17 protein-coding genes and 1 tRNA gene are annotated in these 19,052 nt (G+C 60.1%); 2 read left to right on the forward strand and 16 right to left on the reverse strand.

Features of this window, described 5'->3' with window-relative positions; translation table 11 throughout:
* Positions 1 to 788 precede the first annotated feature (788 nt).
* From HALAL_RS0112885 to HALAL_RS0112935, 11 genes are all read right to left on the reverse strand, one after another.
* Complete coding sequence (locus HALAL_RS0112885) at positions 789 to 1,031, reverse strand: MoaD/ThiS family protein (RefSeq protein ID WP_025274393.1); 243 nt, start codon at positions 1,029 to 1,031, stop codon at positions 789 to 791.
* Between the two features lies 1 nt (position 1,032).
* Positions 1,033 to 2,028 carry a GTP 3',8-cyclase MoaA gene (gene moaA / locus HALAL_RS0112890; protein ID WP_025274394.1) on the reverse strand — a complete coding sequence of 332 codons (996 nt, stop codon included), beginning with the start codon at positions 2,026 to 2,028 and terminating at the stop codon, positions 1,033 to 1,035.
* Positions 2,021 to 2,434 carry a molybdenum cofactor biosynthesis protein MoaE gene (locus tag HALAL_RS0112895; RefSeq protein WP_025274395.1) on the reverse strand — a complete coding sequence of 138 codons (414 nt, stop codon included), beginning with the start codon at positions 2,432 to 2,434 and terminating at the stop codon, positions 2,021 to 2,023. Before HALAL_RS0112895 ends, moaA begins: the two co-directional genes overlap by 8 nt.
* Before the next feature lie 7 nt (positions 2,435 to 2,441).
* Positions 2,442 to 3,596 (reverse strand): molybdopterin molybdotransferase MoeA, encoded by a 1,155-nt coding sequence (locus HALAL_RS0112900; RefSeq protein ID WP_025274396.1) that lies wholly within the window; start codon positions 3,594 to 3,596, stop codon positions 2,442 to 2,444.
* Positions 3,593 to 4,132 (reverse strand): MogA/MoaB family molybdenum cofactor biosynthesis protein, encoded by a 540-nt coding sequence (locus HALAL_RS0112905; RefSeq protein ID WP_051462952.1) that lies wholly within the window; start codon positions 4,130 to 4,132, stop codon positions 3,593 to 3,595. Before HALAL_RS0112905 ends, HALAL_RS0112900 begins: the two co-directional genes overlap by 4 nt.
* A complete protein-coding gene (gene moaC, locus HALAL_RS0112910; protein WP_025274398.1) occupies positions 4,120 to 4,587 on the reverse strand; it encodes a cyclic pyranopterin monophosphate synthase MoaC in 468 nt (155 codons plus the stop codon). Before moaC ends, HALAL_RS0112905 begins: the two co-directional genes overlap by 13 nt.
* Before the next feature lie 5 nt (positions 4,588 to 4,592).
* Complete coding sequence (gene nirD / locus HALAL_RS0112915) at positions 4,593 to 4,967, reverse strand: nitrite reductase small subunit NirD (protein ID WP_025274399.1); 375 nt, start codon at positions 4,965 to 4,967, stop codon at positions 4,593 to 4,595.
* Positions 4,964 to 7,411, reverse strand: a complete 2,448-nt coding sequence (gene nirB, locus HALAL_RS0112920; RefSeq protein WP_025274400.1) for a nitrite reductase large subunit NirB — start codon at positions 7,409 to 7,411, stop codon at positions 4,964 to 4,966. The genes nirD and nirB overlap by 4 nt, the downstream gene beginning before the upstream one ends.
* A 9-nt stretch (positions 7,412 to 7,420) precedes the next feature.
* Complete coding sequence (locus tag HALAL_RS0112925) at positions 7,421 to 8,791, reverse strand: FAD-dependent oxidoreductase (RefSeq protein WP_025274401.1); 1,371 nt, start codon at positions 8,789 to 8,791, stop codon at positions 7,421 to 7,423.
* A gap of 116 nt (positions 8,792 to 8,907) precedes the next feature.
* A complete protein-coding gene (locus HALAL_RS0112930) occupies positions 8,908 to 10,944 on the reverse strand; it encodes a molybdopterin oxidoreductase family protein (protein ID WP_025274402.1) in 2,037 nt (678 codons plus the stop codon).
* 9 nt (positions 10,945 to 10,953) lie between these two features.
* Positions 10,954 to 12,327 (reverse strand): MFS transporter, encoded by a 1,374-nt coding sequence (locus tag HALAL_RS0112935; RefSeq protein WP_025274403.1) that lies wholly within the window; start codon positions 12,325 to 12,327, stop codon positions 10,954 to 10,956.
* A 244-nt stretch (positions 12,328 to 12,571) separates the two neighbouring features.
* On the opposite strand from HALAL_RS0112935, the gene HALAL_RS0112940 reads away from it, so the two are divergent.
* On the forward strand, positions 12,572 to 12,949 hold the full coding sequence (locus HALAL_RS0112940; protein ID WP_025274404.1) for an Rv3235 family protein: 378 nt from the start codon (positions 12,572 to 12,574) through the stop codon (positions 12,947 to 12,949).
* A 55-nt stretch (positions 12,950 to 13,004) separates the two neighbouring features.
* On the opposite strand, the gene HALAL_RS0112945 is transcribed toward HALAL_RS0112940, so the two are convergent.
* Both HALAL_RS0112945 and HALAL_RS0112950 read right to left on the reverse strand, forming a co-directional pair.
* Positions 13,005 to 14,081, reverse strand: coding sequence for a hypothetical protein (locus HALAL_RS0112945; RefSeq protein WP_025274405.1), 1,077 nt, complete (start codon positions 14,079 to 14,081; stop codon positions 13,005 to 13,007).
* A gap of 117 nt (positions 14,082 to 14,198) precedes the next feature.
* Entirely contained in the window at positions 14,199 to 16,589 is a 2,391-nt protein-coding gene (locus HALAL_RS0112950) for a phosphoketolase family protein (protein ID WP_025274406.1), read from the reverse strand.
* Positions 16,590 to 16,732: 143 nt separating this feature from the next.
* Between HALAL_RS0112950 and HALAL_RS0112955 the strand changes: the two genes are divergently transcribed.
* Positions 16,733 to 16,808 (forward strand) — tRNA-Gly (locus tag HALAL_RS0112955).
* Between the two features lie 315 nt (positions 16,809 to 17,123).
* Here the strand turns inward: HALAL_RS0112955 and HALAL_RS0112960 are convergent.
* The 3 genes from HALAL_RS0112960 to HALAL_RS0112970 all read right to left on the reverse strand — a co-directional run bounded on the left by HALAL_RS0112960 (position 17,124) and on the right by HALAL_RS0112970 (position 18,820).
* Positions 17,124 to 17,921, reverse strand: coding sequence for a hypothetical protein (locus tag HALAL_RS0112960; RefSeq protein ID WP_025274407.1), 798 nt, complete (start codon positions 17,919 to 17,921; stop codon positions 17,124 to 17,126).
* Between the two features lie 357 nt (positions 17,922 to 18,278).
* Positions 18,279 to 18,563, reverse strand: coding sequence for a hypothetical protein (locus HALAL_RS0112965; protein ID WP_025274408.1), 285 nt, complete (start codon positions 18,561 to 18,563; stop codon positions 18,279 to 18,281).
* Positions 18,564 to 18,616: 53 nt separating this feature from the next.
* A complete protein-coding gene (locus HALAL_RS0112970) occupies positions 18,617 to 18,820 on the reverse strand; it encodes a hypothetical protein (RefSeq protein WP_025274409.1) in 204 nt (67 codons plus the stop codon).
* Positions 18,821 to 19,052 lie beyond the last annotated feature (232 nt).

Genomic DNA, 19,052 nt, shown 5'->3' on the forward strand with positions numbered 1-19,052 from the left:
GGGTGCGATGCGAGGATTGGCAATACCGTTCGGGCCATAAGCGCATAGCATTGGTGGATTACGCGGTCAAGTGGCGTTTAGTTCTTTACAAGAGAAATGCACGAGATTCGGCGTGGAATGTGCGTTTTAAGGGCATTTCTCCGCCCGACTGTCCCCAGACGCATCGCAATTGTCCACAGGGCGAGGCGCGAGCCTTGTGGTAGCGCATTGCCTGTCGTGTAATCAGAGTATGGAAGCGATGGAGCAGCTGTGGGGATTGGCCGTAGCGGGGTGCATGCTACTTCTCCAAGCGTTTGTGTACATCGGTCGGCGTGTGGCGATCACTGGCGAGGCGTTGTATGACTATGAACCCGTTGCGAGGCCTAGGGTGCGAAGTATTTGGTTGTCCGGGCGCAGTATCGGCGCGTGCGTTGTCGTGCGGGTGACGTCCGGTCATCGACGACCTTGTGCCGTTTCACTGTCGACCCGGTATCTGCAACTGTGGAGCTGCCGGGGCACCGATACACATATTGCTCACCGATTGTTCTTCGTAGCGCGGTGTCGTGGCCCGCCCACCTGAGAAGTCCCTGGCTGTTGACGCGTCGTGCCGCATCGGCGCTTCAATCGATTTTCCGCATACCCACTGCGATACAGGTGCGGCACACGTCTTGTGACGGCGAAAATGTCGTCGCCGCAAGGCGTGTGCCAACTATATAGCTAAATCTGAATTCGTAATAATAAAGGAAGGCCCGTGGAAATGACCGTTCGTTGCGACGTGAGCGGTGGGCGGACACCGTTGTTGCGGGCCGTCAGCCACCGGCAAAAGGCGGCAGAACCTCGACGGTGGTGCCGTCGGATAGGAGCGTGTGCCCTGCGGTGGCCTGCTTGCCGTCAATGAGAAACGACGATATGGCCAGCACCTTTTCCAATCCGTCGCCGTGCTCGTCAATCAGTTGGTTCTTCAGCTCGGCAAGGTTGGATGCCGTTAGAGTCTGTTCGGCTCTGCCGGCGGCGGCTTTGGCGCCGGCGAAATAACGTACTGTCACGCTCATATCATCCTCCGATTGCCGACATGGGGCGTGCGGGCTTCAGGAACGAGGGGTCGTCGATACCGGCCCCAGCGGCTTTACCCCACATCGCCTGCGCCCAGATATCGGCCAGTTCGTCATCGGTGTGTCCAGCGCGCAAAGCGTCGCGGAGGTCGGTCTCGCCTTGGGCGAAGAGGCAGTTGCGTATCTGGCCGTCGGCGGTGAGCCGAGTCCGGTCGCAATCGCCACAGAACGGACGCGTGACCGTTCCGATGATTCCCACGGTGGCGGGTCCGCCGTTGACGAGCCATTTCTCGGCAGGTGCCGAACCGCGAGGTTCGGTCGCGGGAGTCAGGTCGAACTCCTGCTGTAGCCGATTCAGAATGTCGGCGGCGGTAATCATCGTATCGCGCTTCCATATTCCGTCGGCGTCGAGCGGCATTTGTTCGATGAACCGCAGTTCGTATCCGTGGTGGAGTGCGAAGCGCAGGAGATCGGGTGCTTCGGCGTCATTGATGTCGGGCATGAGCACGGTGTTGATCTTGACCGGATCCAATCCGGCTTCAGCGGCGGCATGGATACCGGTGAGCGTATCCTGTAGCCGGTCACGACGTGCGAGCTTGGTGAAGGTGTCCCGATCAACCGTATCAAGCGAAACGTTGATGCGTTTCAATCCTGCTTCCACCAAAGCGGGAGCGGTTTTGTCCAATCCGATGGCGTTGGTCGTGAGCGACATTTCCACGGTCGGGTGGCGTTCGGCCATATCGGCGATGATGGAGGTGAGTCCCGGACGAAGCAGCGGTTCCCCGCCGGTGAACCGGATTTGGTTGATGCCCAAGCGGTCCACCGCCAAATTCAGCAGGTGTTTAACCTCGTCGTCAGTGAGGATTTCCGGTTTGGGGATCCAGTGCAGACCATCCGCCGGCATGCAGTATTGGCAGCGCAGGTTGCATTTGTCGGTGAGTGATACCCGCAAATCGCGTGCCACTCGACCGTATCGGTCAATCAATTGCTTACGCACAATTCACCCATTCGTCGCTACCGTCGGAAAAGTATTGATGTTTCCATACTGGGACACGATCCTTGACCTCGTCCACCGTTGCCGTCAATGCTTGAAATGCCTCGGCTCGATGAGCGGAGGCAATGACGACCACTAGAGCGGCGTCTCCGAGCGAGAGGTCGCCGAGGCGATGGCTGATCGCGATCGCGTCTAGTTGGAAGCGTTGGCGCATGTCATGCGCGATTTCGTCGAGTACGCTCGCGGCGGAGGGGTGACCTTCATAGGAAAGTGCCGTCACCTGTCGACCGTGGTCGTGGTCGCGTACGACCCCACGGAAGGTCACATGGGCACCGCTGGAAGCGGTTCGGCATTTCTCCTCTAGCACGTCGACGTTGATCGGATCGTCGGTGACTTCGGTGAGAATCATGGCGCTCCTAATAACTGATGCCCGACAAGGACAGAAACGACAGTTCTTGGCCGGCACGGGCCCCGGCATGAGGGGGGACGACGGCGAATCCCCGCGCGGCCGCCACTCCCCGTAGCATGGCCGAACCGTGATGGGCGACCAAACGTCCGTCGTGGTCGACGAGGGCAAGTCGGGTGCAGTCGCCTCGTCCCGCGATGTCGTCGGCGACGGTGACGGTTGAGAGGTCGGGCGGGTCCCGTCGTAGCATTCCGTCGATCAAGGGCGCGACCAGGGTGACGATCGCTATCAACGCTGATTGGGGATTTCCAGGCAGCCCGCATACGATGCCACTGTCGGTTTCGGCCAACAGCATGGGGAAACCAGGTCGAACCGCCACCGTATTGACATGATAGGTGGCATTCAATCGCTGGAGCGTCGGGTGGAGGTAATCGACCGGGCCATGCATGGTTCCGCCAGTGGTCAAAGTGATCGTACTGTGCGGGTTTTCCAACGCACGTAGGTGATCCTCGGGCGTGTCGGCGACATGTACCGCCGCGGATCCAGCGGCCCCGAGAGAGTCGAGGACGGCGGGAAGCATGGGGCCAAGGCTGTCACGGATCTTTCCGTCGCGCGCTGGGCCTTGCGACACCAGTTCGTCTCCGAATACAGCAAGCCGTGTGGTCGGTGGTGACCATACGGACACTTCGTCGTTACCTGCGGCGGCGGCGAAACCGGCGAGCGCGGGGGTGACGGTTCGGCCTGACGAAAACAGGGTGTCGCCGAGGTTGATCTCTTCGCCGACGTGACGCCAGTCGGGTTGGTGAGGCCCGTTCACCTGGCCGTTGGACTCGGTGGAGTCTTCTAGTCGAATGATTCCGTCCGTGCCGGGAGGCAATTGGGCACCGGTGGCGATTCGGCGGGCGTGTCCGCTTGAAAGCGGATCGGCTACGGTCCCGGCAAGTTGGTCGGTGTCTTCCAGCCGCCACGGTCCTTCTCCGCGAATCGCGTAACCGTCCATGGCGACGGTGTCGAAAGCCGGTAGGGGATTGGCTGCTCGGACCGGTTCGGCCAAGGTGTGACCGATGGCGTCGGTCAGAGGAACGCTGTGAGAGGCGAGCGTGATGCCTTGCCCCACGCGGTAGGCGATGTCACGTGCTTTTCTCCAGTCGGTCGCTGTGTTCACGCCTGATTCCTTTCGTGGTCACCGCCGTGCAGTTGGGACACGCAATGACGTAGCAAGTCGGGAGTGAGGACGGCGAGACCGTCGCGTGCGGCACCTGAGGAACCGGCGAGGTTGACGATAAGGGTGGTTCCCACCGATCCGGCGATTCCTCGTGACAATACCGCTTGGGGAATCTTCTGGACACCGTACGCCCGAATGGCTTCGGCGAGGCCCGGTACTTCGCGTGCGATGATGCGCCGGGTGATGTCCGGAGTGGTGTCGGTGGGCGTCAGTCCGGTCCCACCTGAGGTGAGGACGACGTCTATCCGGTCGGTGACGGCGTTCTTGATCGCGGTTTCGACGTCCGCGCCGTCAGCGACGACGACGGGATCGTCAACGTCGAATTCGGCTTCCCTCAGGCCCTGTACGAGGAGGGGACCGGATTTATCTTGGTAGACACCGGTGGCGGCTCGTGTGGAAGCCACAATAACCCTGGCACGCGGGGTGAAGGTCAGTTCCCCACACGGCGAGCGCTGCTCGTTCGTCACTTCTGCCATAGTCCGGTTTTACCGCCTCTCTTCTCCACCACGCCGATATGGTTGAGTTCCGCCCCAGGATCGATGGCTTTAACCATATCGATCAAGGTAAGTCCAGCGACGCTCACGGATGTCAGTGCTTCCATCTCAACGCCGGTGCGGTCGGTGTTCGATACCTCGGCACGGATCAGGACTGTGGTATCGGTGGTGTCAAACTCAACACTAATCGATGATAGGGCAATGGGGTGGCAGAGCGGGACGAGTTCCCACGTCCGCTTGGCCGCCATGATTCCGGCGACCCTGGCGGTCGCCAGGGCATCGCCTTTGGCGAGGTCGTTGTCCCGCAGCCGTTGTACGACCTCCTCGGTCGTGTCGAGACGGCCGGTGGCGATGGCCGTGCGGCGACCGGGGTTCTTGTCGCCGACGTCGACCATATGCGCTTCCCCGGCACTGTTGACGTGTGTTAGTTCAGACATGTCCGTCAGTGTAACGACACCGTCTGACAGGTCGGTTCCTGCGCTTTTCGGGCTTCAAGTGGCTCGGTATTCAAACACACCGTTCCCTGTACGACCGTGACCGAATGGACGGCTACCGTCCAGGGGCCTTCCAAGCACGTGCCGTCGTCGAGACGATAGCTGTGCTTCAACAACGGGGAGACGACCACGCGGTTGCCGTCCTTGTCTCCCAGGAGGCCGCGGCTGAGGACGTTAGCGCCGGTGGCCGGGTCGTGATTGTCGAGCGCGTCAACCGAGTTGTCGCTGTGTCGAAAGAGCGCCAGCTGGTGACCGTCTCGCAGTAGCACGGCCGCACCACGTCCGGGAATCAAGTCGTTCAAGGCGCACAAGGTGATTGTCATAGTGATGACCTCCCAGTCGTTTGCAGGGTGACGGGTACCTTCTGTCCTCGCTCTGACGTGAAACTGATGTCGGGGTCGGGGGTGCCGGGCGCGTTGATGAACGAAGTGAATCGCTCCAGTTTTTCTTGGTCGCGCAGAACGCCTTTCCATTCACATTCGTAGGAGTCGACGTGTTTGGCCATGATGTCGTCGAGCTGTCGGCAGATGCCGAGCTTATCGGCGATGATGACGTCGTGGAGGTAGTCCAGGCCGCCGTCCAGGTCTTCCAACCACGCTGCCGTGCGCATGAGGCGATCGGCGGTCGAGATGTAGAACGCGATGAAACGGTCAATGGTGTGAACCAGTTCCTCATCGGTCAAATCCGAGGCGAACAGCTGCGCATGGCGTGGAGTGAAACCACCGTTGCCCCCGACATAGAGGTTCCACCCGTTTTCGGTCGCGATCACCCCGAAATCCTTCGAGCGGGCTTCGGCGCATTCGCGGGCACATCCCGACACCGCGCCTTTGATCTTGTGTGGACTGCGTAGTCCTCGATAGCGCAGTTCAAGTTCTATGGCCATCGATACTGAATCCTGAACTCCGTAACGACACCAGGTAGTGCCCACACATGACTTCACTGTGCGTACGGCTTTACCGTACGCGTGACCGGATTCGAACCCCGCATCCACCAGCCGGGCCCAGATATCAGGCAGATCCTCGACTCGAGCGCCCAGTAGATCAATGCGCTGGCCGCCGGTGATCTTGGTGTAGAGATCGAAGTCCTGGGCCACTTCGCCGATCACGATCAATTTCTCCGGGGTGACTTCTCCACCTGGAATCCGCGGTACGACCGAATAGGTTCCGTTGCGTTGCATGTTCGCCAGGAAATGATCATTGGTATCCTGCAGCGAGGCCTGTTCACCTTCGAGAATATGCCCCTTGGACAGGCTGGCCAGAATCGATGCCACGGTCGGTTTACAGATGTCGCAGCCCGACCCCTGCCCATACTCCGCGATCAACTCGGAGAACGTGGAGATCCCGGTGACGCGGACGATGTCGAACAGTTCGGCACGGGTGTGCTCGAAATGCTCACAGACGGCCTTGGACACCTCCACTCCGCTATCGGAGAGAATCCGTTTCAACATCGGCAGGCACGAACCGCAACCGGTCCCGGCCTTCGTGCACGATTTCAAGTCGTCGACCGTCTCACATCCCGACGCGATCGCTCCGGTGATGTCGGCCTTGGTGACGGCATTACACGAACAGACCTGCGCGTCCGCCGGCATCTGTACGTCGCCGTCACCAGTCGACAGCAGGTCGGCCAGTGCGGCGGGAGGCGGATGGCCTACCGACGCTCGTAGCACGCCGTACGGTTCATTGTCTCCGACCAGCATGCCGCCCAGTAGCTCCGAAGCATCGTCCGACAACACCAATTTGGCGTATACACCCGAGGCCGGATCGAAATACGTGCTGGTCAACGGCCCGTCCATGGCACCGAATTGTGACACATCGACCCCAAGAAGTTTCAATTTCGTCGATGTGTCTGCGCCGTTGAATTCAATGTCGCGACCCGTCAGGCCGGCCGCCACCACTTCGGCCATTTGGTACCCGGGAGCGACCAGGCCATAACAGACGCCCTCGAACGACGCCACCTCACCGATGGCAAAGACGTTCGGGTCCGTCGTGCGGCAACGTGAGTCGATCGTGGCCCCACCGCGCTCGCCGATTTCCAGACCCGCGGCACGCGCGAGGTCGTCCCTGGGGCGAACCCCGGCGGCGAAAACCACCATGTCCGTCGTGATTTCCGTGTCTGAAGTGGTCGTGACATCGAGGCGACCGTCGTGAGCTTGAATCGCATTCGCGCCTGTGCCGCACTGGACGTCGATGCCGAGACGCTCAATCGTCTGTGCCAAAAGACCGCCACCCGTCTCATCCAATTGCCGTGCCATGAGCCAGGGAGCGAACTCCAGGATCGTCACCTCCAACCCCAACAGCCGCAGCGCGTTGGCGGCTTCCAGGCCCAACAGGCCGCCACCGACCACGACACCGTGGCGTGAATCGTGCGCCCGCGCCTTGATGGCGTCCACATCGTCGATAGTGCGATAAACGAAGACCCCTTCGCCGTCGGCACCTTCGACCGGGGGAACAAAAGAGTACGAACCAGTGGCCAACACCAACTTGTCGTAATGGAACGTGCGCTCAGCCGTCGATACCGTACCGGCCTCACGGTCGATACGCTCGGCACGCTCGCCCAAATGCAACGTGACGTTGTCATTGTCGTACGGCAAGGCCAAATCGTCCACGTCCGCCGATTCGAAGAGACTGGACAGACCCACCCGGTCATAGGCGGCGTACCGTTCCTCGGCGATCACGTCGACGATCCAGTCGCTTTCGGCGAGCTCATTGACAAGGCGACGGCCCACCATGCCGTCTCCCACGATCACCAATCGAGGCTGTCTGGTCATGACCACTCCTTAAACTGGGATACCGGCGTTTTCCGGTTCGGATTGACAGAGAGCGGCTACCTCGGAACGACAGGTTCCGCATCCCGTCGTGGCCGCGGTAGCGGAGGCGACTTCGTCCACGGTTCGGGCGCCTTCGGCACAGGCCCGACGAATCTCATGGCGAGCAACGTTGTTACAGCGGCAGATCACCGCGTCGTCGTCACCACTCGCGGAAGGAGGAGAGTGATAACGCCCCAAAAGGAGCGAACGACGATCCGGAGGAACCGGCCCGCCGCCGTCGAACAGCTCGACGACCTCGCCGACCGAGGGATTGTCTCCCACCAAAACCGCACCGACCAGGCGGTTGTCGTCCACCGTCAACCTGGCGTACGTATTGTTCTCCGGATCGGCGAAAGACACCGTCTCCCCACCGTGATGACGCCCCATGGCCGCGACGTCGATTCCCGGGGCCTTCAGACGAAGAATCGAGGCCGGTGGCGTAAACCGAGGCTCGTCCGGATCGGCCAGAATATGGCGAGCGACCACGTCGGCCTGCTCCCAAGCGGGGGCCACGAGTCCATAAACCGTTCCCTCGTGTTCGGCACAATCGCCCACCGCGTACACGTCAGGGTTGGACGTTCGGCATTGATCGTCGACGACGATACCGCGGTTGACTTTCAGTCCCGCATCGTCCGCCACAGTGGTCTCCGGGTTAACGCCGCAGGAGACGACCATGAAATCGGTTGAAACGGTGCGACCGTCCTCCAGGCGTACATCCACCGACCGATCGGTCTCGACGACCGACGAGGCGACCACACCGCATACGGTGGAGACCCCGTAATCGGCATAGGTTCGTTCGATCGCCGCACCTCCAGCGGGATCCACCTGTCGATCCAAAACATGCTGGCCCACGTGAACGACGGTCACGTCGAGCCCCTGGCCCGACAGGCCCCGCGCCGCCTCCAAACCTAGAAGACCGCCACCCAGAACCAGAGCCGAGTTCGATCTCCGTCCCAACTCGCGCACCTTCTCCGCGTCGTCATAGCTGCGCAAGAGGCTGACTCTCTCTCCACGAGGGTCGAGCCCCGAAACCGGGGGAACAAAAGGTACGGCACCGGTAGCGAAAACGAGCTTATCGAAGCTCCGTCCGTGAACGGTTCTGGAATCAAGATCGACAGAGCTCACGCGCTCGCCGCGTCGTTCGGCGACATGTGATTCCGGGGGAGAGGGGAGGGTGAGCGAACTCGATTCGTGCCCTCCGCCAATGTATTCCGAAAGAAGAACTCGGTTGTAGGCTCGGTGAGGCTCCTCGCCGTAGACCGTCACAGAAATTCCGGCTTCACCAAGTTGCCGCGCAAGGCGATTCGCCGCCATTCCGTTTCCAATGATTGCCACCCGCATGGCTCTCCTTTCGCCGACCCGTTACCGTCGAGCGGGCCCGTCGTGCCGCTGTGCGTCGTGATTGTCAGTGTGACGACGCTGGATTACGTTCCGCAGCGTGGAATGTTTCCGCTGTGCTACGAATCAGGGTCTTTGATGACATTCGTATTGAGCGCGGCTCGCACGGAAACGGCGTTGACTTTGAATTCCGGCATGCCGCTGATGGGATCGACAGCCGTTCTCACCGCACGATTGGCACTGCGGTCTCCGGAGAAATGAAAGGGAACGAACGCGGTATCGCGGCGTATCTTCCAATCCAAGCGCAAAGGCGCCTGACAAGTGCCCTGACCGGATTCCACGTGCACCTCCTGCCCCTCCACAAACCCAAGACGCTGCGCGGTATCGGGATGGAGAGAGATGAAGGGACGCCCTTCCAACGACGACACCCGACTGGTCTGCGTACCCGACTGGTACTGCGTCAGGACACGACCGGTCGTCATCCAGACTTCGTCGTCGTGCCGCAGCTGCTCGCCGCCCCCGGAAACGTCGACAGGAATGAATTGAGCCTTACCGGAATCAGTGGGAAACCGTAGTTGGGAAAACAGGCGCGGCGTCGGATCGGCGTTATGGGGAAACGGCCAGAACGATTCGATTCCATCGAGCTCCTCCCAATCGAGACCGGAATAATCGGCGGTGCCACGGCTGGAGGCGGCCCGGAGTTCGTCGAACACCACACCCGGGTCAGCCGAGAACCTACCCGGAGCGTGGAGGCGTTTGGCCAGCTGCGACGTTATCCACAGGTCACTGCGGCATTCGCCGGGCGGACGGCGGTAAGCCCGTCGACGAATCACCCGTCCTTCCAAGTTCGTCGTCGTGCCGTCCTCTTCGGCCCATTGCGCCGCCGGTAGAACCACATCAGCAAGCTGGGCGGTTTCAGACAGGAAAAAATCGGAGACGACCAGAGTCTCCAAGGAACGAAGCCGGTCCTGAACCCGCATCGAAGCCGGGGCGGAAACGGCGGGATTTGAACCGACTACCAATAGCATGGAGATCTCAGCGCCACACCTGTCGAACAATTCGGTGGCGGGAACCCCCAGCCCCGGAAGCGCCGACTCCTCCACACCCCAGACGGAAGCGGTATGACGACGGTGATCGAGATTGCTGATGGACCGATATCCCGGCAACTGATCGGCTTTCTGACCGTGCTCCCGCCCCCCTTGGCCGTTGCCCTGACCCGTCAAGCAGGCGACACCACTGGACGGGCGTCCCACCAGGCCCAACGCGAGCGCGAGGTTGATCCAAGCAGTAACGGTATCCACTCCACGAGTGTGCTGCTCCGCTCCTCGCGCGGTGAGGATCGTACAGCGGCGCCCTGCGATCAAGTCGATACAACGGTACAGCGACCGAACGTCCACTCCCGTCAGACGTTCGGTACGAGCGGGCCAGAATTGAGTGACTGAGCGTTCGACCTCCTCAAAACCCCGCGTGTGCGCATCGACGTAAGGACGATCGACGTGCCCTCCGGCAATCGCCATCTGAAGCAGGCCGTTGGCCAGCGCAAGATCGCTCCCCGGGCGGGTAGCGAGATGCAGGTCGGCCTGGGCGGCGGTGGCCGTGTGGCGAGGATCGACGACAATCAGTTGTGGTTGATCGAGATGCCGCATGAAAGGCGGCATCGTTTCGGCCGGATTGGCGCCCACCAGAATCACCACATCGCTCTGCGCGAGATCCTCCTTGGGGAACGGCAGGCCCCGGTCGATCCCGAGCGATCGGTTGAAAGCCGCTGCGGCAGAAGACATGCAGAAACGCCCATTGTAGTCGATGTACGGGGTCTGCAACGCCAGTCGGGCAAACTTTCCCAACTGATAGGCCTTCTCATTGGTCAGACCACCGCTACCGAACACCCCGACCGATGTCGTTCCCCTCCGAGCAACCGTCCGGTGATAACGATCGACGATGAACTGGAGAGCGTCATCCCAATCGGCCGGCTCACCGTGAATCAGCGGTGTGGTCAGCCGATCGGGATGGTCGAGCGGTTCGGCCGCCGTCCAACCCTTCTGACACAGGCCGCCCTCGTCAGGTTCAATACGTGGAGTTCGCGTTGCCGTGTCGTGCAGGGTCATTGAGCACTGCAACGCACAGTACGGACAGTGGGTGTTGACGGGTGGTGTCATTGATGCTCCTCAAACGCGCTCGCGGGCAAGGGACGGTATTCGGGTGCCGAAGGCACGCCGCTGGTAGAACCACCAGTTCAAGGTGGCGAGAGCCAGGTAGGCCAGGCTGAATCCCACGAGTGCGCCGGTGATGCTTGCGGATTGTTCGTAGCTGGTTCGCAGGGCCTGATTGATGAGAAAGCCGCCGAGCGCTCCAATACAGGAGATCCATCCCAGTGCGGCGGCCGTGAGCCGCTTGACCGTTGTGGCCGGCAAATGCGAGTGAGTGGCCTGGAAGATGACGGGGATGGATTGATAGGTGGTTCCATTGGCCGTTCCTGCCGCGCAGAAGAGCACGATGAAGGCTAGAAAGAAGACGGTGAAGGAGGATTGGGAGACGGCCCAAACGGCGACGAGAGATCCGATTCCCATAACGGCGAAGCATGTCCCGGTCAAAGGTGCACCGGAGTAGCGGTCGGCCAACCATCCTCCCAGTGGCCGGGCCAGTGCGCCGAGAAGCGGTCCCAGAGCCGTGAGCCAAATGGATTCAAACGCGGGGAACTGTAGGTTGATGATGAGGGGGAACGCGAAGGAATAGCCGATGAAGGAGCCGAACGTCCCCACGTACAGCGCCGACATGATCCAGGTGTGGGGATATTTGAGGACCGGTACCTGTTCGCGCAGGCTGGATCGGGACATCGCGAGGTTGTCCATGCCGCGTCGTGCCCCGGCTATCGCCACCAGAATGAGAAGTAGCCACATGAGGGGAACGTTGTACAACCAGATCCGGTCCCCGGCGTCGGTCAGTGTACCGGTTCCGATGACTCCCACTCCGACGACGACCGGCCCGGTCAATTGCACCATGGGAGCCCCGATGTTCCCACCGGCGGCGTTGACTCCCAGGGCCGTGCCGCGGAGACGATCGGGATAGAAGTAGGAAATGTTGGCCATGGAGGAGGCAAAATTTCCCCCGCCGAGTCCCGCTAGCGCCGCTGCCAGGAGGAACCATCCGTAGGAGGTGTCGGGATCTCGCAAGTTCCACGCCAAAAGGACGGTCGGTGGCACCAGTGCGCTGAGCGAAATGATGGTCCAATTACGTCCTCCAAAGGTGCCGACGGCCGCCGTATACGGCAAGCGGACGAGCGCGCCCACCACATTGGGGACGGCGATGAGCCAAAAGAGTTGAGTTGTGGAGAAGCCGTATCCGATCTCAGGCAGATACGGCGCGACGATGGACAGCATGACCCAGACAGAGAAGCCGATGTGTTCACAGGCGACCGACCAGACGAGATTGCGACGCGCGGTGAGGCGCCCCCAGTCCTTCCACTGCCGTGGGTCCTCGGGGTTCCAGTGGTGAATCCAGCTGCCGTGACGTGTTGGCGAGGTAGCGGCGGTGGTGATCATGGTTCGAGGATCGCGATGAATCGTTTCTGATCCATCGCCGTTGTATGGCGATCGTGTTAAGAAGCCGCTGAATTGTGTAACAGATTCGGTTGCGCCCCAGGAATGCGAGGATTGATTTTTTAGTGGTCACAGTCTTGACTTCACCGTCGGTCATAGCTAAGTTACTAATTAGTAGAGTTACTACCGTGTAACTCTCCGACAGGGGAGCGACTCTGCGGGATCACAATGCGAGAAAGGATGTACCATGTCCGTTTATGCCATGACCACACCGTTCATCGACCAGCCTTTCGAAGACGGTCCGCCTCCACGCGAAGCGGTCGCCATTGCCGCGTATATTCTCGACATCATCACTGGAAAACGGCCGGCGCGCGGGTGTCGCCGTTACGTGACGAATCAGGGCTGGGATTCGTTGCAGTACCTCGGGCGCTTGATAGAAGGGCCGATGAAAGGCATAAGAATGTTGCGGCAGTATTGTACGGAACCGGGAGTGGCGGAGTTCCTCTGGCGATTTTCCATCGGAGAGCGGCGAATGGCGGCGATCATGCACATTCGGCAGATCGGTCTACGTTGGATGCTGACTGAAATTCGAGTCATCGACCACGCTGGTCGGCATCGCCGGTAGCATCTTGTCACATTGATGTTGGGGCGCGGCATCTATTGCCGCGCCCCAACTCAGATTAAGTGAATGATATGTCGAAGGAGATCTCGTCGTTCCCCTTGGTAAGAGGCATGTCCACTCCTTCGGCGGCCCAGACCGCTTCCTGCGGAGGCGTGAAAGTGAACGAATACTCCAGGGCCTCAGCGTCGACTTCGAAGTACTGTGTGACTTCGCGGACCTGGGCACCGCCCTCGGTTACGGTCTCGGCGTCGACCTCAGCGGGTTCGAGCGCCTCTCCGTCCTGTGAGACTTCCACGGCCTCATCGTCGTCCAGGTTCCATTCGAGCTCCCACTCGTCGTTGGTTTCGAACCAACTGTACGACACCGCCAGTTCGACCGTGTCGCCATCGGCCACCCAGCCGTCCTCTTGGCGGAACACCGTCCGTTCGACGAACGCCTGGAAGAATACCCGCACTGAACCAGAGTAGACGTAGCTTCCACTGCTGCCTTCGAACTCGGCGTCTATCGGGTAACGATCGGATTGTTTTGACAGGAGTGATCCGTGGTAGAGCGCGTCAATAACCCCTTCGCGTTCCCCGGTACGAGGATCCATGGCGAACACGTGGTTATTGTCGTTGATTTCAATGCGAATCTCGGTGCTCGCGTCACCGACCCATACAAAGGTGTCACCCGGCTGGGGAACCTCGTTTTCCAGCGTCCAATCCTGTTCTCCAATGGTGATGGTACTGGTGACATTCTCCGGATTGGACTGTTGGTAGAGCGGACGATGTGGATTCGGGTCCGCAAAACGCAGATATACCAAGGAATCACCCGGCGGCAAGGGGTACAGATCGCCCCAATCCTCGCTGTCGGAATCCATCTCCAATTCGTCGAAGGAGTCGGCCTCGCCCACACAATCGACCTTGAGAGCGAAATACGCCCCCACCAGAGTCGCTTCGGCATCCGCATAGGGCATTTCGACGTCGTCGCATGTACCGTCGGCTGAATCGGTAACGATGTAATGCGATCCGGGCGTGATATAGAGCGAGGCCACGGCAGGACCGGTGCACGAGGTGAGTAGGAAAGCCAGTGCGGCCAAGCCGACCAGAGGTAGGGCACGTCGTCTGGGCGGGGTTTTCGTTCGGTTGGGGGACATGTTTCCCAAGTCTAAGGGATGACTTATGGTGATTGAACGGAAACTCCTCCGAGCGTCATCGCTGCTTAGAGGAGACCCGTTTCTGCTTGATCCGCTGGCGAAATCCTGGCCGCAGGTTTAAGAATCGTACGGCCACGCCCATTGCGCGACGGCCGGTATGTCCTCCCCGTGTTGCCGGGTGTACAACCGTGCCTCATGGCGCGCGTCCACCATTCGCTGGCGTAGAGAAGCGTGGCGCTCTCCCAGTCCGGGGACACGATCGATGACGTCGATGACGAGTCGATAACGATCGAGGTCGTTCAACATCACCATGTCAAAGGGCGTGGTCGTCGTACCCTCTTCCTTGTAACCGCGAACGTGGATGTTGTGGTGGTTGGTCCGCCGGTACGTGAGGCGGTGTATGAGCCATGGATAACCGTGATAAGCGAACAGCACCGGCCGATCGGACGTGAATATGGTGTCGAATTCCCTATCCGGCAAACCGTGCGGATGCTCTATCTCGGGTTGCAGACGCATCAGGTCGACGACGTTCACCATCCGGATCTTCAGATCGGGCAGATGCTGCCGCAACAGGTCGATGGCTGCCAGCGTCTCCAAGGTGGGAACGTCTCCTGCGGAAGCGAGCACCACGTCGGGATTGTCACCTGCGTCGTTGGAAGCCCAGTCCCAGATTCCCAGGCCACGTTCACAGAGGCGATCGGCCTCGTCCATGGTGGTGTACTGCAGTGCCGGCTGTTTTCCCGACACGATCACGTTGACGTACTGCCGCGACATCAAGCAGTGATTCATCGTCGACAGGAGTGTATTGGCATCCGGCGGCAGGTAGACCCGAACCACGTCCGGTTTCTTATTGAGTACGTGGTCGATGAATCCGGGATCCTGGTGCGAAAATCCATTGTGGTCCTGCCGCCACACATGGCTGGACAAAAGGTAGTTCAACGAAGCGATCGGCGCGCGCCACGGTAGTTCGTTGGTGGTGGCCAACCATTTAGCGTGTTGGTTGAACATGGAGTCCACAATGTGAATGAAGGCCTCATAGCTGGTGAAGAGGCCGTGTCGACCCGACAAAAGATAGCCTTCCAGCCAACCTTCACAGTTGTGTTCGCTGAGAACCTCCATGACTCGCCCCTGCGGGGCTTCATCTTCGTCCGTGTCGTACAGTACCGCGTCCCATTGACGATCCGTCACGTCAAAAACCGACTGCAAACGGTTGGAGGCGACTTCGTCCGGGCCGAATAGACGAAAACGATCCATGTTGTTCTTGACGACGTCCCGCAGCCAAGCCCCCAGGACACGGGTCGCTTCCGCCACCGTATGCCCGTGCCCCTCCGATTGAACCGCGTAGTCGCGATAGTCGGGAGTCACCAACTCGCGCAGAATGAGCCCGCCGTTGGCATGCGGATTGGCACTCATACGGCGCCGACCCGTAGGCGGAAGGCGTTTCAAGTCATTGACCGGGGAACCGGTGGCGTCGAACAGATCCTCGGGCCGATACGAGCGCATCCACTCTTCCAGCTGCCGCAGGTGCTCAGGGTTGGAACGCACCCCGGGAAGCGGTACCTGATGCGCTCGCCACGTGCCTTCGACCGGGACCCCGTCCACCGTTTGCGGCCCCGTCCAGCCCTTGGGGGTCTGGAAGATGAGCATGGGCCACCGCGGCCGGGGTGGAGTGGACGGTCGGGAGCGTGCGTGGGATCGAATCTCCGAGATTCGGTCGAAGATGCGGTCCAGTACAGCGGCCAGGTTCTGATGGACTTCCATGGGATCGTCACCGGAAACGACGAAGGGTTCGTAGCCCAACCCTCGGAAATACGACAGTCTGTCGTCGTTATCGATGCGTGCCAGGGTGGTCGGATTTGCGATCTTGTAGCCGTTGAGGTGGAGAATGGGGAGAACCGTGCCGTCGGTGACCGGGTTCAGCCATATGTTGGACAGCCATGAACCGGCCAACGGTCCGGTTTCGGCTTCTCCGTCCCCAACGACGGCCGCGACGACGAGGTCGGGATTGTCGAACGCGACCCCGTACGCGTGGGAGACGGCGTACCCGAGTTCACCGCCCTCGTGGATCGACCCGGGTACCTCCGGAGCCACATGGGACGGAATCCCACCGGGGAAGGAAAACTGCCGAAAGAGGCGCCGCATCCCGTCCTCGGTATGACTCACCGACGGATACAGTTCCGGATAGGTGCCCTCCAGCCACGTATTGGCCACAATGGCCGGGCCTCCGTGACCAGGGCCGCAAATGTAGATCATGTCCTGGTCGCGCTGCTTGATGATCCGATTGAGATGAACGTAGAGCATTGACAGTCCCGGACTGGTACCCCAGTGCCCTAGAAGACGTGGCTTGACGTGTTCGGGTCGCAGCGGCTCGCGGAGGAGGGGATTGTCCAGTAGGTAAATCTGGCCGACCGTGAGGTAATTTGCCGCTCTCCAGTAGGAGTCGAGTTGATCCAACTCGGTGGCGTCGAGCGGTTGGGCGGCTCGCAGGTGCTCATGCTGGATGCTCATGATTATGAGACTGCATCAAATTTCGGGGCGCTGGTCGCTATTACATAAAATGACCGCGTTGATTTCGCTCCCGAGGTGAACAGCCTTACATGGGGGGTGCGTGTGGAGCGTGGAAAGCCGTGCGTTAGACTTGAGGGCAGCAGGCGGATGTAGCGCAGCTGGTAGCGCGACACCTTGCCAAGGTGTAGGTCGCCGGTTCGAGCCCGGTCATCCGCTCCAATTCGCGCCACGAGACGGTTGAGTCTCGTGGCCTTTTTTGTATCCGGAGTTCACTGTTCAGCTTCAACGAGGCCGTGTTTGCCGGTATCCCGTCGACCGCGCAGGGAGATCAGGCTGAGATGCCAGGTCCGGGGCAGGGCCAGTGGCCGACTTGGACCCGTTGCATCCGGTCAAGTAGACAAGAGGTGCAGCGATGTCGATAGTAGGGCTTCCTTCGACGGTCCGGATGGTTGCCTGTCGACGGAAGCCCTACGGCTTCTCATCCTGCCGTACAGATGAATCTCTGCTGCCCCGTTACGGATGAGGACGTCCGGGTTACAGCGTCGGTGAACCGACCGGACTGTCGTCGGGAGCAAGCGACGTTAGTTTGCCAGCCGGATTACCTTCTGTGTCAACCAGTTTCGTGCCGAGTAGGAGCGAGTTCATGCTCATCCCCTTAAGGCCGGACTGTATGACGTCGAGAACGCGCTGAACGTCCAGTTCTATCGGTCCAGCGGACTTCAACTCGGTCAATGGCGCGGTCGCGTCGCCCTGCTCGGCGGTACCGCTGTCAGTGCCGATGATGCCGGGCACGAGTATTGATAGACCGTACGGTATATCTTTGAGTTGCTCCGTAGATTCACTGACATCGGCGTCGTCGACCGGTTCAAGGAGCAGACTGGCGGGAAGATCTTCGGTTTCCTCTCCGGCCAGTGGATCGGAATTGAGCGAGATCGTGCCGGTATCGAGCGTGATGGGTAGATCCCCGCCCGGTGGGTCCGGAAGCTGGTCGGTCTGTGCTGAATCTCCCGGCAGATCCCCTCCGGGAAGGTCGCCTGTCGGGTCGTCAACCGTGGGGACGACCGCGGCCTGTCCGGAGAGGTCCTGGAGAGGGAATTCCGAACCGTCCTCTGTAGTGATGACCAGGTTCGTAAGACTCACGTCGAGTTCGATCAACGAGCACGCGAGTTCGGATAGATCTGGAGTGTCACCGTCGGTGACGTCGTCGATGGGATCATCGACGGGAGGTTCGGGCAGTTGGGCATGGGCAGGACCGGCGGCCATGGTCGTGCCGACGGCGACGGTAGCGAGACCCATGGTGAATCGTAGACCGACGGTGCGTTTTCTACTCATAGGATTGAGCTTCCTTTCAACGATGTGTCGTTCGGGTCTGGATTGAATTCACGCCCCAGACGTTCACCTATGAGTTCTAATGCAATTGGCGCCCGAATTATCGTGCTTGTCAGAAATGAATTTCATGTTATTTAAAAGCACTGTAGACGGCGTCGGCACTGCTTCCATGGTTGTTGCCCTGTGGAGTAGACGGGAGTCCGTCCCTCCCCTCGACGAGGCGGATCGCAGCGGATTAAGACCGGGACGAACCTACTCCGGTACGGGAACATCACTGCCTTGACCAACGGAATTAGGGGTTTTGTGACCAGCGAGGTTGGAAGTTCCTCTGGAGGAGGGATAACCGGTCCTGCCGTCGCTCTATTGCTCTGCCGAACCGGTATTCGTGTCGTCGATGTGCATACCCGCTTCCTCGGCCGGCTCGGGGAAACGCAGTGAGGAATCGCGGAAATTCTTACCCGCCTCGGCAGCCGTGTATTCGGTGATGGACCCGTCTCCGTTTAGGGCCCCCTCGAACATGAAGTCCTCCTGCTGACGGCTGGGGTCGTCGATGACGAATCGTTCGGCCAGTTCGATTTCATTTTCCTGTTCGTCATCGCCCAGGTCCGCGTCGGGATTATAGGCTTCAGCGGAATTTCCATCCATGCCCACAGACTACAGCGAGTGGCGGATGCCTGAAGAAGATTCGCATCAATGCCTCAGGCGCTTGCCGCCCCACCGAGATACCCGTACAAGACAAGTACCGCTATCGCCAAAACCGACAGCCACAGGGTGGCCTTACGGAACTTGCGACGGGCCACCGGCGAAAACCAGGCCACAGCAGCCACAATCAACAAAATACCCACTGCCACTCCGGGAGCGGCTTGAAGAGAGTCGGCAGCGAAATACGATTGGCCGTTCATACGTATATGGTGACAGAAGCGTCATAAACAGTCCAGCCACGTGAGCAGTCGATAAAAGCCCGTTTCCGGGAAAAGCCCGCCAGAGCGGACAAACGATACCACCGGACCCATCGTTTCGGGCGTTCACGAACCCTGTCGGGAGACGTCGATATCCATAATATCGACATACGGTACAAGTCATATGTGAGCCGCTATCCAAAAGAGCTGCGACAGAGGACGAGCGTGGCTAGCG

The sequence above is a fragment of the Haloglycomyces albus DSM 45210 genome (assembly GCF_000527155.1).
In the GTDB taxonomy this organism is placed as follows: Bacteria; Actinomycetota; Actinomycetes; order Mycobacteriales; family Micromonosporaceae; genus Haloglycomyces; species Haloglycomyces albus.